Origin of the sequence: Pseudomonas sp. W15Feb34 (assembly GCF_023127765.1) — a bacterium.
Lineage (GTDB): Bacteria > Pseudomonadota > Gammaproteobacteria > Pseudomonadales > Pseudomonadaceae > Aquipseudomonas > Aquipseudomonas synxantha_A.
The window spans coordinates 50,764-65,366 of sequence record NZ_SPKN01000046.1 but is presented as its reverse complement, the minus strand read 5'-3'; the positions used below and the strand labels follow the sequence as shown (position 1 = coordinate 65,366).

9 protein-coding genes are annotated in these 14,603 nt (G+C 61.1%); 7 read left to right on the top strand and 2 right to left on the bottom strand.

Annotation, left to right across the window (positions count from 1 at the left end; translation table 11 throughout):
* The first annotated feature begins 96 nt into the window (after nucleotides 1-96).
* The 4 genes from E4O97_RS23725 (at nucleotide 97) to E4O97_RS23710 (ending at nucleotide 6,537) form a co-directional block, all read left to right on the top strand.
* Nucleotides 97-3,318, top strand: coding sequence for an efflux RND transporter permease subunit (locus E4O97_RS23725; protein ID WP_103734445.1), 3,222 nt, complete (start codon nucleotides 97-99; stop codon nucleotides 3,316-3,318).
* A complete protein-coding gene (locus tag E4O97_RS23720) occupies nucleotides 3,308-4,477 on the top strand; it encodes an efflux RND transporter periplasmic adaptor subunit (RefSeq protein ID WP_248162403.1) in 1,170 nt (389 codons plus the stop codon). The genes E4O97_RS23725 and E4O97_RS23720 overlap by 11 nt, the downstream gene beginning before the upstream one ends.
* A complete protein-coding gene (locus E4O97_RS23715; protein ID WP_248162402.1) occupies nucleotides 4,461-5,879 on the top strand; it encodes an efflux transporter outer membrane subunit in 1,419 nt (472 codons plus the stop codon). Before E4O97_RS23720 ends, E4O97_RS23715 begins: the two co-directional genes overlap by 17 nt.
* A gap of 199 nt (nucleotides 5,880-6,078) precedes the next feature.
* Nucleotides 6,079-6,537 carry a transposase gene (locus E4O97_RS23710; RefSeq protein ID WP_078821736.1) on the top strand — a complete coding sequence of 153 codons (459 nt, stop codon included), beginning with the start codon at nucleotides 6,079-6,081 and terminating at the stop codon, nucleotides 6,535-6,537.
* Nucleotides 6,538-6,647: 110 nt separating this feature from the next.
* Here the strand turns inward: E4O97_RS23710 and E4O97_RS23705 are convergent, their stop codons facing one another.
* Together E4O97_RS23705 and E4O97_RS23700 are read right to left on the bottom strand one after the other, a co-directional pair.
* The gene (locus E4O97_RS23705) at nucleotides 6,648-7,919 is read right to left on the bottom strand and encodes a Zn-dependent hydrolase (protein WP_248162401.1); all 1,272 of its coding nucleotides are present in this window, start codon (nucleotides 7,917-7,919) and stop codon (nucleotides 6,648-6,650) included.
* 151 nt (nucleotides 7,920-8,070) lie between these two features.
* Nucleotides 8,071-9,558 (bottom strand): NCS1 family nucleobase:cation symporter-1, encoded by a 1,488-nt coding sequence (locus tag E4O97_RS23700; RefSeq protein WP_005789314.1) that lies wholly within the window; start codon nucleotides 9,556-9,558, stop codon nucleotides 8,071-8,073.
* Between the two features lie 593 nt (nucleotides 9,559-10,151).
* Here E4O97_RS23700 and hydA point away from each other — a divergent pair.
* From hydA to preA, 3 genes are all read left to right on the top strand, one after another.
* Entirely contained in the window at nucleotides 10,152-11,591 is a 1,440-nt protein-coding gene (gene hydA, locus E4O97_RS23695; protein WP_005789316.1) for a dihydropyrimidinase, read from the top strand.
* 158 nt (nucleotides 11,592-11,749) lie between these two features.
* Nucleotides 11,750-13,117, top strand: coding sequence for an NAD(P)-dependent oxidoreductase (locus tag E4O97_RS23690; RefSeq protein WP_248162400.1), 1,368 nt, complete (start codon nucleotides 11,750-11,752; stop codon nucleotides 13,115-13,117).
* Complete coding sequence (preA, locus tag E4O97_RS23685) at nucleotides 13,117-14,391, top strand: NAD-dependent dihydropyrimidine dehydrogenase subunit PreA (protein ID WP_032880504.1); 1,275 nt, start codon at nucleotides 13,117-13,119, stop codon at nucleotides 14,389-14,391. The genes E4O97_RS23690 and preA overlap by 1 nt, the downstream gene beginning before the upstream one ends.
* The last annotated feature ends 212 nt before the right edge of the window (nucleotides 14,392-14,603 follow it).

Genomic DNA, 14,603 nt, shown 5'->3' with positions numbered 1-14,603 from the left:
ACCTAAATCTTCCTTCACCTGGCTGAAAGGTGCGTGTTAGGTGGGTCGGGCAAGACTGCCGGGGTTTGCAATCCTGCTCTTCTCGGAGACTCACGCATGCTCGGGCTGGTAAAGACCGCACTGCAAAAGCCGTACACGTTTATCGTGTTGGCCATATTCATCTGCATCATCGGGCCCATGGCGGCCCTGCGTACGCCCACTGATGTGTTTCCCGATATCGGCATACCCGTGGTCGCGGTGGTCTGGCAGTACAACGGCCTGTCCCCGGACGCCATGGCCGGGCGGGTGATCTACACCTATGAACGCTCCTTGAGCACCACCGTCAACGACATCGAACATATCGAATCGCAATCACTGCCCGGCATGGGCATCGTCAAGATCTTCTTCCAGCCCGGCGTCGATATCCGCACCGCCAACGCCCAGGTCACAGCGGTGTCGCAAACCGTGCTCAAGCAGATGCCACCGGGTATCACGCCGCCGCTGATCCTCAACTACAGCGCCTCCACGGTGCCGATCCTGCAAATGGCGTTCTCCAGCCCGAGCCTTTCCGAAGCCAGGATCCGCGACCTGGTGCAGAACAACATCCGCCTGCCCCTGAGCGCGCTGCCCGGCCTGGCCATGCCCACGCCGATGGGCGGCAAGCAGCGTCAGATCACCCTCGACCTCGACCCCCAGGCCCTGGCTGCCAAGGGCTTGTCGGCCCAGGACGTCGGCAATGCCCTGGCCTTGCAGAACCAGATCATCCCGGTGGGCACCGCCAAGCTGGGTTCCAACGAATACACGATCCTGCTCAACAACAGCCCCAAGGCCATCGATGAACTCAATGACCTGCCGATCAAGACAGTCGACGGCGCAATCATCACCATCGGCCAGGTCGCCCATGTGCGCGACGGTTCGCCGCCACAAACCAACATCGTGCGCGTCGACGGCCATCGCGCGGTGCTGATGCCGGCGTTGAAGAACGGCAGCATCTCTACCCTGTCGATCATCGACGGCATCCGCCAGATGCTGCCACGCATCAACGAAACCCTGCCGCCTTCACTGAAAACCTCACTGCTGGGTGATGCCTCGGTGTTCGTCAAGCAATCGGTGGGCAGCGTAGCCCAGGAAGGCATCATTGCCGCGCTGCTCACCAGTGCGATGATCCTGTTGTTTCTCGGCAGTTGGCGCTCGACCTTGATCATCGCCGCGTCGATTCCGCTGGCGGTGCTCTCGGCCATCGCGCTGCTGGCGGTCAGCGGGCAAACCCTCAACGTGATGACTCTCGGCGGGCTGGCGTTGGCGGTGGGGATTCTGGTGGACGACGCCACAGTGACCATCGAAAACATCAACTGGCACCTGGAACAAGGCAAGGCGGTGAACACTGCGATCCTCGACGGTGCCGCGCAAATCGTCGGCCCGGCGTTTGTCTCGCTGCTGTGCATCTGCATCGTGTTTGTGCCGATGTTTTTGCTGCAAGGCATCGCCGGTTATCTGTTCCGGCCAATGGCGCTGGCGGTGATCTTTGCCATGGCCAGTTCGTTCATACTCTCGCGCACCCTGGTGCCGACGCTGGCGATGTTCCTGCTCAAGCCGCATACGCCGGAGCAAGGCGTGGGGCATCATCCCGAAGATCAATTCATCAACCATCATGAGGGTGAGCAACACGCGAAACCGCGCAATGCGTTGCTGCAATCGGTGCTGAATTTCCAACAGGGCTTTGAGCGTCACTTCTCCAATATCCGTGACACTTACCATGGCTTGCTGACGTTGGCGCTGGGGGCGCGAAAGCGCTTCATTGTCGGCTTCCTGGCCTGCGTAATCGCCTCATTCGCGTTGCTGCCGAGCCTGGGCCAGGACTTTTTCCCGGCCACCGATGCCGGTGCCCTCGCGCTGCATGTGCGCTTGCCGCTGGGCACGCGAATCGAGGAAAGCGCCGCTGCGTTCGATCGCATCGAAGCACGCATTCGCGAGGTCATCCCCGCCGACGAACTCGACACCATCGTCGACAATATCGGCATCCCGCTCAGCGGTATCGACATGGCCTACAGCAGCAGCGGCACCATCGGCCCTCAGGATGGCGATATCCAGGTCACCCTGAATAAGCACCACGCCCCCACCGCCGACTACGTGAAAAAACTGCGTGAAGCCCTGCCGCAAAGTTTCCCCGGCAGCCACTTTGCGTTCCTGCCGGCAGACATCAGCAGCCAGATTCTCAACTTCGGCGCGCCGGCCCCGCTGGATGTGAAAATCTCCGGGCGCAGCGATGCAGAAAACCGCGCTTACGCCGTAGAACTCGAACGACGCTTGCAACACGTACCAGGCATTGCAGACCTGCATATCCAGCAGTCCACCGGTTACCCCTCCTTGCAGGTCAATGTCGACCGCCTGCGCGCCAACGGCTTGGGCATTACCGAAAAAGACGTCACCAACAGCATGGTTGCCTCCCTGGCCGGCAGCTCCCAGGTGGCACCGACCTTCTGGCTCAACCCGGCCAATGGCGTGTCCTATTCCATCGTCGCCGCCACCCCGCAGTACCGTCTCGACAGCCTGCCATCACTGGAGGCCCTACCGGTGACCGGTGCCGATGGCCAATCGCAAATCCTCGGGGGCGTGGCGACCATCTCCCGCGTACAAAGCCCGGCGGTGGTCACCCACTACAACATCGAACCGACCCTGGACCTGTATGCCAACGTACAAGGTCGCGACCTGGGCGGCGTGGCCCGTGATGTGCAAAAAGTGCTGGACGACACTGCATCCATGCGTCCCAAAGGCGCGACCATCAGCCTGCACGGGCAAATCGATGCGCTGCATGAGGCGTTCAGTGGTTTGAGCTTGGGGCTGCTCGGCGCCGTGGTGCTGATCTACTTGCTGATCGTGGTCAACTTCCAGTCCTGGGCCGACCCCTTTGTGATCATCACGGCGTTACCGGCCGCACTGGCGGGGATCGTGTGGATGCTGTTCCTCAGCGGCACCTCGTTATCGGTCCCGGCGCTCACCGGCGCCATCCTGTGCATGGGCGTGGCCACCGCCAACTCGATCCTGGTGGTGAGCTTCTGCCGTGAACGCCTGGCCGAACATGGCGACGCGTTGAAAGCCGCCATGGAAGCCGGTTACACGCGCTTTCGCCCAGTGTGCATGACCGCCCTGGCAATGATCATCGGCATGTTGCCCCTGGCGCTGTCCGAGGAGCAAAACGCGCCGCTGGGTCGCGCCGTTATCGGCGGTTTGATCTTCGCCACCATCGCCACTCTGTTGTTTGTACCCGTGGTCTTCAGCCTGGTCCACGGCCGTCACCCTACTCGCGCAATTGCTGGAGAAACGCCCCATGTCGTCTGATCACAAACCCTCGCGCAAGCGTCTGATGCTGATGGGTATCGGCGGCCTGACCCTCGCTGCCCTGTTGGTGGCCAGCGGCTTGCACGCCCGCACGCTGCACGAGCGATCTGTCGCTGCCTGGACCGAAACGGCGGCCATTCCCCAAGTGATCGTGTTCCAACCCCAACAGAACACTGCCGGCGATACGCTGCGCTTGCCGGCGCACCTGGAAGCCTGGAGCACAGCGCCGATCCATGCGCGGGTCAGCGGCTATCTGAAAGACTGGAAAGTGGATATGGGCACGCAGGTCAAGGCCGGGCAAATCCTCGCCGAAATCGACAGCCCTGACCTCGACCAGCAACTGGCGCAGACTCACGCACGGCTGATTCAGGAACAGGCCAATGCACGTCTGGCAGCCACCACTGCCACGCGCTGGCAACACCTGTTGGCGAGCCATTCGGTGTCGCGTCAGGAAGCCGATGAAAAAACCTCGAACGCCGCCGCGACCACAGCCAATGCCGAGGCTGGCGCAGCGGACTACGCTCGCTTGTCAGCATTGGAGGGCTACAAAACCCTGCGTGCGCCATTCGCTGGCACCATCACTGCGCGGCATACCGATATCGGTCAGTTGATCAAGGCCGATACCGACAGCGACCTGGCGCTGTTCACCCTGGCCGACACCCACCAACTGCGTCTGTATGTGCCGGTGCCGCAGAACTACGCGGCAGTAATCCATCCGGGCTTGCAAGCCGAGTTGACCGTGCCTGAGCACCCAGCCGAACACTTCAAGGCGCGCCTGATCGGTGACTCCACCGCCATCGACCGCCGCTCCGGCACCCTGCTCGCCCAGTTCGTCGTCGACAACCCCAGCGGTGAATTGCTACCGGGCGACTACGCCGAAGCCAGCCTGCCGATTCCGGCCGACACTCACGGCGTGAGCATCCCGGCCAGCGCCTTGATCTTCCGCGCCCAGGGTACGCAAGTGGCAGTGTTGGATGGGCAGAATCATGTGCACCTGCGAGACATCCACATCGGTCTGGACCTGGGCGAGCGCCTGGTGATCGACCAGGGTTTGAAAGCCACCGACCACATCATCGACAACCCGCCCGATGCCCTGCGCGAAGGCGACCCGGTGCAACTGGCCGACGCCGCCGGAGGTGCCCATGCGCCCAAGGCTTAAACCGCTCGCGGCGTTGATGCTGCTGGCGTTGCAGGGTTGCTCGATGGCACCGACCTATACCGCGCCATCGATTGACCTGCCCGCCCACTACCGCGAACAGACCAGCGACGGCCCATGGCACAGCGCGCAACCGTCCGATCAGTTGGCGACCCAGTGGTGGCAACTCTATAACGATCCAACGTTGAACAAGCTGCAGCAGCAATTGCTCAACAGCAACCCGGACCTGGCCGCGGCACTGGCGCACTTCGATGCCTCCCAGGCGTATGCCAGCCAGTTGCACGCCGGGCTGTTCCCGCAAATCAGCGCCAGCGCACAGCCGCAGCGCCAACGGCAATCGGACGCGAGACCGTTGCGCGGCACAACGCAGCCGTCGGTGTACAACAGCAACATTGCCGGGTTTTCGTTGAGCTACGACCTGGACCTGTGGGGCAAGATCCGCAATCAGGTCGCGGCCGGCGACGCTCAGGCGCAAGCGTCAGGCGATGACTTGGCGGTGGCTCGCCTGAGCCTGCAACGGCAGTTGACGACGTTATATGTGCAACTCAATGGCCTGGATGCACAGAGCCGAATACTCGACAGCTCGCTGGAGGATTTCAGCCAGGCGCTGCAACTGACGCGCAGTCGCTACGAAGGCCAGATTGCCTCGGAACTGGACCTGACCCGCGCACAAAATCAACTGGCCGAGGCCAAGGCGCAACTGGATGAAGTGCGTGGGCAACGCAACCTGACCGAGCATGCAATCGGCGAGTTGGTGGGCGTGGCGGCCAGTGATTTTTCATTGCCGCCCAGCCCGCAGTTGATGGCCTTGCCAAGGATTCCATCGCAGTTGCCAAGCCACTTGCTGCAACGTCGCCCGGACATTGCCGCGGCTGAACGCCGGGTGTTTGCGGCCAACGCAAATATCGGCGTAGCCAAGGCAGCGTGGTATCCGGATTTCAGCCTGACCGGGTTGATAGGCGGGCAGACGCAAGGCGTCGGGAATCTGCTGTCAGCTGGCAATCGATATTGGGCGTTGGGGCCGTTGGTGAGCCTGCCGATCTTTGATGGCGGGCGGTTGAGTGCCAATGAGCGCCAGGCCAAGGCCGAGTTTGAAGAGGCGTCGGCGCAATACCGTAGCCATGTGTTGCAAGCCGTACGAGAGGTAGAGGACAACCTGGGGCAACTGAGGGACTTGCAGCAGCAAGCCCAGGATGAACAGGCGGCGGCGCAGGCGGCGCAACATACCCAGGCGTTGGCGATGAACAGCTATCAGGCGGGGGCGGTGAGTTATCTGGATGTGGTCACCGCACAAACTGCGGCGCTACAGGCGCAGCGCACATTACAGGCCGTACAGACGCGGCAGTTGGTGGCAAGTGTGGGGCTTTTGACCGCACTCGGCGGTGGCTGGCAACCTGGCGCCTGACGTCAATACCGCAATCGGGAGCAAGCCCCCTCCCACACTGGTTCCGCGCCAGACACACTATGTATGAACACCGCGGCCCCCTGTGGGAGGGGGTTTGCTCCCGATTGCGTCCGCCCGGACACATCCTGCCATAAGCCTGCCCGTCAGTTATTGGCACTGCAATCTAGCCTCTCCAAGCACAACACGAGAGGGCCATGGAATGGCAGATCTACCCGCGTCACACCGCCTGCGCATCGGGCGCTTCAGTGAACCGAACCGCGTCTACCTGATCACCACTAATACGCATGAACGCATTCGCCTATTCAGCGACTTTCATCTCGGGCGCCTGGTGGTCTGGCAGTTTCGGCTCGCTCAGTACCAAGGGCTGGTGAATTCTCTGGCATGGGTGATCATGCCCGACCACTTTCACTGGATTTTCGAACTGAAAAAAGGCTCGCTGGCGGACTTGATGTGCCAGGTAAAATCCAAAAGCACACGCACCGTGAATGGTGCTAGCGGACGCAACGGGCGGCTGTGGCAGGAAAGCTTCCATGATCGGGTGCTGCGCAAGGAAGATGACCTGATCAAAATGGCCAGGTATGTGGTGGCTAACCCATTGCGAGCGGGCTTGGTCGAGCGAATTGGCGACTACCCCCTGTGGGATGCCATCTGGGTGTAACTTCAAAAAAAGTCCAAATGTGGGAGGGGGCTTGCTCCCGATAGCGGCGGGTCAGCGACGGACAAATTGACTGACACACCGTCATCGGGAGCAAGCCCCCTCCCACATTTTCAACCGCTGGCGATAGCTGCTGAAGCTGCCACCATGGCGCGCAACAACACCGCACACCCCGCCGCCAGATCATCCGGCGCGGCATTTTCGATTTCGTTATGGCTGATGCCACCTTCACACGGCACGAAGATCATCCCCGCCGGACCAAGCTCGGCGACGAAGATTGCGTCGTGCCCTGCCCCGCTGACAATGTCCATATTCGACAGGCCCAACCCATTGGCCGCATCGCGCACGGCGTCGACGCAGCCTTTGTCGAAGTACAGCGGCGGGAAGTCGGCGGTGGGTTCCATCTCGTAACTCAGCCCATGTTTGGCACAAGTGTCCTCAATCACCTGGCGCACCTGGGCAATCATCGAGTCCAGCCGTGCTGGCTCTAAATGACGGAAATCCAGGGTCATGCGTACCTCCCCCGGAATCACGTTGCGCGACCCTGGATACGCTTGCAGGCAACCCACCGTGCCACAGGCGTGCGGCTGATGCCCCAGCGCCGCCGCATTCACCGCCGCCACCACCACCGCTGCGCCCACCAGGGCATCCTTGCGCAGGTGCATCGGGGTCGGGCCGGCGTGCGCCTCGACACCGCGCAGTTTGAGGTCGAACCACTTTTGTCCGAGGGCGCCGAGTACAACGCCGATGGTTTTCTTTTCATCCTCAAGAATCGGCCCTTGCTCGATGTGCGCCTCGAAATAGGCGCCAACCTTATGCCCACTCTCGGGGCGGGTCCCGGCATAGCCGATGGCATTCAACGCATCGCCGACGCTGACGCCGTCCGCATCGACCTTGGCCAGGGTATCGGCCAGGCTGAATTTTTCGGCGAACACGCCGGAGCCCATCATGCACGGTGGAAACCGCGAACCTTCCTCGTTGGTCCACACCACCACTTCCAACGGCGCCTCGGTTTCAATCTTGAGGTCGTTAAGGGTGCGCAACACTCCCACCCCCGCCAGTACACCGAAGCAACCGTCGAACTTGCCGCCGGTAGGCTGGGTATCGATATGGCTGCCGGTCATCACCGGCGGCAGGTCCGCGTTGCGCCCTGGACGGCGGGCGAAGATATTGCCGATACCGTCGATGCTTACGGTACAGCCGGCTTCTTCGCACCACTGCACGAAGAGATCGCGGGCCTTGCGGTCAAGGTCGGTAAGGGCCAGGCGACACACCCCGCCCTTGGGGGTGGCGCCGAGCCTGGCCAGGTCCATCAGCGACTGCCACAGGCGGTCGCGGTTGATGTGCTGATGGGTCGATTGCAGAACGTCGAGGGCAGCGTTCATGGGGATCTCCTCAGGCTGTATTTCTTATGATTGGAACAGGTGGCACGCGGTCAAATGTGGGAGGGGGCTTGCTCCCGATAGCAGTGGCCGAGTCGATATATGCGTGACTGATACATCGCCATCGGGGGCAAGCCCCCCACATTGACCGCGTTCACAAGGATGATTTGGCTACGGCCGGGTTGATACCGCGCTTGGCATTGAGCCCGTAATACAACACCCCGCCCAACGCCGAACCGGTAAACCAGCCATAGCTGTAAAACCAACTGAACGCATCGCTGCCCAGCGACAACAGGGTCAGCACCACCGGCACGCCAAAGGCGATGAAACCACTCCAGTTCCACGCCGGGTACACGTCATCACGGTAAAGTCCTGCCAGGTCCAGTTGCTGTTTGCGGGTGATGAAGTAGTCCACCACCATGATCCCGGCAATCGGGCCCAGCAGGCTCGAATAGCCGAGCAACCAATTGGAGTAAACGGTCTCCAGGCTGACATCGGAAACGATCAACCCAAGCTTTTTCAGCAGCTCATGGGCCATCAGCGCCAGCCCTACCAGCCCGGTCAGGATCACCGCGGTGGTGCGGTTGATCAGCTTGGGCGCGATGTTCTGGAAGTCGTTGGTGGGCGAAACGATGTTCGCCGCCGTGTTGGTGGACAAGGTGGCGACGATGATCAGCGCCATCGCCACTGCCACCCACACCGGGCTCTGGATATGGCCGATCAGGGTCACCGGGTCGGAGACGCTGACGCCCACCAGTTTCACCGAGGCGGCGGTCATGATCACGCCGAGGGCGGCGAACAGGAACATGGTCAGCGGCAGGCCGAAGATCTGCCCGAGGATCTGGTCTTTCTGGCTCTTGGCGTAGCGGCTGAAGTCGGGAATGTTCAGCGACAAGGTGGCCCAGAAGCCTACCATCGCGGTCAGACCCGCCATGAAATAGCCGGTGAGGCTTGCGCCTTCAGGGCGTTTGGGTGGGATCGCCATCAGCTCGCTGAGGGACACATTCGGCATCGCCCACACCAGCAGGCCGATGCCTACCGCCACCAACAACGGCGCCGACAGGGTTTCCAGGCGCTTGATCGACTCGGCACCGCGCAACACCACCCACAGGTTCAGGCACCAGAAAATCATGAAGCCGATCACTTCACCGGTACCACCCAGCGACTTCCAACCCTCGAAAATCGAACCGAGAAACAGGTGAATCGCCAACCCGCCAAACATCGTCTGGATCCCGAACCAGCCACAGGCCACCAACGCGCGAATCAGGCACGGCACGTTGGAGCCGAGAATGCCGAATGACGAGCGCAACAGCACCGGAAACGGGATGCCGTACTTGGTGCCGGGAAATGCGTTGAGCGTCAGCGGGATCAACACCACGATATTGGCCAGCAGGATCGCTATCAGCGCCTCGCCCACCGACAAGCCGAAATACGCGGTGAGTACCCCGCCCAGGGTGTAGGTCGGCACGCAAATCGACATGCCGACCCACAATGCGGTGATGTGCCATTTGTTCCAGGTGCGCTCATGCACCTTGGTGGGTGCCATGTCATGGTTGTAGCGAGGGCTGTCGAGGACGTCGGGGCCGGCGTCGAGTTCGTACAGGCCGTTGCGCTCGATGACTTGCGATCTGTTCTGTTGCATGGCCGCTCCACGGTTTTTTTAAAATTATTTTTGCTCACCTGCACGCTGTGTACAGGAGGCCGGAGTACCGCATAAACAACATGACATCTCGGGCCCCGACCAATTGCCTTTGCACTCAATTACCGTGCCGACAACGGCTGCTGAACCCGCACCACTTATATAACATGCTGATGTTTATCAGCTTTCCGAGTGAGCCTGGGTTACTTGCCGCGCTATTGGGGCCAGCCATTGCGCAAGTTGCCAGAACCGTCAGGTCTCAATCTGGTGCAACACAATTATTTTTATTTTTCAGTGCCGTCAAGAGGCATATCTCAAGCGCCTGATTTGCAATAAGAAATGTTGCTCAAAAACAGAAGCTGTCAAGTGCGTCAAAATGGTGAGCGCTCGCTACATTTTGGTGATTTTGTTATTTTTCTCTTTTAATTCAGCCACTTAATTTAATTATAAGCTTAAGAAAAATCTTCTTGCCCAATCGAAAAACTCGGGCTAGTTTCTATTCCTGTCACCGATGACAGGAATTAATCCTCCATCGACCGGCAGTATTACAACACTTAGAACTGGCATAAGCCGGTCAAGCCTGTGAGGAACTCGACATGTCGCTGTTGATCCGTGGCGCAACCGTTATTACCCATGATGAAAGTTACCGCGCCGATGTGTTATGCGCAGGCGGTCTAATTCGGGCCATTGGCACCGATCTGGATATTCCCGCCGGCACTGAAATACTCGATGGCAGCGGCCAATACTTGATGCCGGGCGGCATCGATCCCCACACCCATATGCAACTGCCCTTCATGGGCACCGTGGCCAGCGAAGACTTTTTCAGTGGTACGGCCGCAGGCTTGGCCGGTGGTACCACGTCGATCATCGACTTTGTGATTCCAAACCCGCAGCAATCGTTGATGGAAGCCTTCCACCAGTGGCGCGGCTGGGCAGAAAAGTCCGCATCCGACTATGGCTTCCATGTAGCGATCACCTGGTGGAGCGAGCAGGTACGCGAGGAAATGGCCGAACTGGTCAGCCATCACGGCATCAACAGCTTCAAGCATTTCATGGCTTACAAGAACGCAATCATGGCCGCTGACGATACCTTGGTCGCCAGCTTCGAACGCTGCCTGGAACTGGGCGCGGTGCCCACCGTTCATGCGGAAAACGGCGAGCTGGTGTATCACCTGCAACGCAAGCTGATGGCCCAGGGCATCACCGGACCGGAAGCCCATCCGCTGTCGCGCCCGTCCCAGGTGGAAGGCGAAGCGGCCAGCCGCGCAATACGAATTGCCGAGACCATCGGCACGCCGCTGTACCTGGTACATGTGTCGACCAAAGAGGCGCTGGATGAAATCACCTACGCTCGGGGCAAGGGCCAGGCGGTGTACGGTGAAGTACTCGCCGGCCACTTGCTGCTGGACGACAGCGTCTACCAGCACCCGGATTGGCAGACCGCCGCCGGCTATGTCATGAGCCCGCCGTTCCGTCCGCGCGGGCATCAGGAGGCCCTGTGGCACGGCCTGCAATCGGGCAACCTGCACACCACCGCGACTGACCACTGCTGCTTCTGCGCCGAGCAAAAAGCCGCCGGGCGTGACGACTTCAGCAAGATCCCCAACGGCACCGCCGGTATCGAAGACCGCATGGCGCTGCTGTGGCACGAAGGCGTCAACACGGGGCGCCTGTCGATGCAGGCGTTCGTTGCGCTGACCTCCACCAACACGGCGAAAATCTTCAACCTCTACCCCCGTAAAGGCGCGATTCGCGTCGGGGCGGATGCCGACCTGGTGCTCTGGGACCCTGAAGGCACGCGAACCATTTCGGCCAAGACCCACCACCAGCAGGTCGACTTCAACATCTTCGAAGGCAAGACCGTGCGCGGCGTGCCGAGCCACACCATCAGCCAGGGCAAGCTGGTCTGGGCCGATGGCGACCTGCGCGCAGAACGGGGTGCCGGGCGCTATGTGGAGCGGCCGGCGTATCCGTCGGTGTTCGAGCAGTTGAGCAAGCGGGCAGCGCTTTCCAAACCAGTGGCTGTGAACCGCTGAACCCGCTATCGGGAGCAAGCCCCCTCCCACAGTGGAACGCATTCCAATGTGGGAGGGGCGGTGCGACGATTCGACTTGCTCCCGATGAGGCCCGAACAATCAACACAAAAACCAATGCCCATCAGAGGCAGCACCTCAATAACCGTGAGGCCAATACCGTGATCCAGACCCTGACCCACCTTCCCCACCCCCGCGATGACGCGGCCCCCCTCGCCAGCCAGTTCAGCGACCTGGCACCGCCGCTCAACGCCCGGCAAGCGCATCTGGAAGCCTCGCGCTGCCTGTACTGTTACGACGCACCGTGCGTGAACGCATGCCCCAGCGAGATCGACATCCCGTCGTTCATCCGCAATATCCACACCGAGAACGTGCAAGGCGCTGCGCAGAAAATCCTCTCGGCCAACATCCTCGGCGGCAGTTGCGCTCGGGTTTGCCCCACGGAGATCCTGTGCCAGCAAGCCTGCGTGCGTAACAACGCCCAAGAATGCGCGCCGGTGCTGATCGGTTTGTTACAACGCTACGCCATCGACAACGCGCACTTCAGCGAACACCCGTTCCAGCGCGCCGCGCCCACCGGTAAGCGCATCGCCGTGGTCGGCGCCGGGCCGGCGGGGTTGGCCTGCGCCCACCGCGCCGCGTTGCACGGCCATGACGTGGTGGTTTTCGAAGCGCAGGAGAAAGCCGGCGGCCTGAATGAATACGGGATCGCCAAGTACAAGCTGGTGGATGATTTTGCTCAGAAAGAACTGGATTTCCTTCTGCAAGTAGGCGGCATCGAAATCCGCCATGGCCAGCGCCTGGGCGACAATCTGACCTTGAGCGAACTGCATCAGCAATTCGATTCGGTGTTCCTCGGCCTCGGCCTGGCGGCCAGCAAACAGCTCGGCTTGGCCCACGAAGACGCCCCCGGCCTGCTCGCCGCCACCGACTACATCCGCGAGCTGCGCCAGGCCGATGACCTCACCCAACTGCCCCTGGCCGACCGCTGCATCGTGCTCGGCGCGGGCAATACCGCCATCGACATGGCCGTGCAAATGGCCCGCCTCGGTGCCCGCGAGGTAAACCTTGTATACCGCCGTGGCCTGGCGGACATGGGCGCGACCCAACACGAACAAGACATTGCCAAGGCCAATCAAGTGCGGCTGCTGACCTGGGCCCAACCCGACGAAGTGTTGCTCGACGACCAGGGCCGCGTACGCGGTATGCGCCTGGCCCGCACCCACCTGGAAAATGGTCGCTTGCTACCGACGGGGGAAACCTTCGAACTGGCCGCCGATGCGATCTTCAAGGCCATCGGCCAAGGCTTTGACAACGACGCACTGCACGACCTGCTGGCCCAGCAACTGCACCGCGTGGGCGAGCGCATCTTTGTCGATGAACAGCTGCGTACCAGTATCCCCGGCGTGTATGCCGGCGGCGATTGCGTCAGCCTTGGCCAGGACCTTACCGTGCAGGCCGTGCAACACGGCAAGCTGGCCGCCGAGGCCATGCACGCCCAACTCATGCTGAATGTGGAGGCTGCGTAATGGCCGATCTCTCGATTGTATTCGCCGGTATCAAAGCCCCCAATCCGTTCTGGCTGGCCTCCGCGCCGCCCACCGACAAAGCCTACAACGTGGTCCGTGCGTTCGAAGCCGGCTGGGGTGGCGTGGTGTGGAAAACCCTGGGCGAAGACCCGGCGGCGGTGAACGTGTCGTCACGCTACTCGGCGCATTTCGGGGCGAATCGTGAAGTGCTGGGCATCAACAATATCGAACTGATCACCGACCGCTCACTGGAGATCAACCTGCGGGAAATCACCCAGGTGAAAAAGGACTGGCCTGACCGTGCACTGATCGTATCGCTGATGGTGCCATGTGTTGAGGAGTCCTGGAAAAACATCCTGCCTCTGGTGGAGGCGACCGGCTGCGACGGCATCGAGTTGAATTTCGGCTGCCCCCACGGGATGCCCGAACGTGGCATGGGCGCAGCGGTCGGCCAGGTGCCGGAGTATGTGGAACAGGTGACACGCTGGTGCAAGACATATTGCTCGCTGCCGGTGATCGTCAAGCTCACGCCCAACATCACCGACATCCGCGTGGCGGCGCGGGCAGCGTATCGCGGCGGCGCGGACGCGGTGTCGTTGATCAACACCATCAATTCCATCACCAGCGTGGATTTGGAGCGCATGGTCGCCCTGCCGGTGGTCGGCACCCAGAGTACCCACGGCGGTTACTGCGGTTCGGCGGTCAAGCCGATCGCCCTGAACATGGTCGCCGAAATCGCCCGTGACCCGCAGACCCAGGGCTTGCCGATCTGCGGCATCGGCGGTATCGGCAACTGGCGCGATGCAGCGGAATTCGTCGCCCTGGGCTGTGGCGCAGTGCAGGTGTGCACGGCGGCGATGCTGCATGGCTTCAGGATTGTGGACGAGATGAAGGACGGCCTGTCGCGGTGGATGGACAGCCAGGGTTACACCAGCCTGCAGGACTTTTCCGGGCGGGCCGTGGGTAACACCACGGATTGGAAGTACCTGGATATCAACTACCAGGTGATCGCCAGGATCGATCAGGCGGCATGTATCGGTTGTGGGCGTTGCCACATTGCCTGTGAGGACACTTCACACCAGGCAATCGCCAGTTTGAAACAGGCGGACGGCACGCATAAGTATGAAGTGATTGATGATGAGTGCGTGGGCTGCAACTTGTGCCAGATCACCTGCCCGGTGGCGGACTGCATCGAGATGGTGCCGATGGACACCGGCAAGCCATTTTTGAATTGGACGCAGGATCCGCGTAATCCGTATCGGGAAGCTGTGTAGCCTTTAGACCGCTATCGCAGGCAAGCCAGCTCCCACAGTTGACCGCATTTTGTCTGAAGGAATGCAGTCGAATGTGGGAGCTGGCTTGCCTGCGATGGGCATGGGTATCTACACAACTTCTGGTATGGCGCTGTCCCTGTGGGAGGGGCGGTGCGACGATTCGACTTGCTCCCGATGGCGGCCTTAGGGCCGACCAGGATGCCGGATCAAAC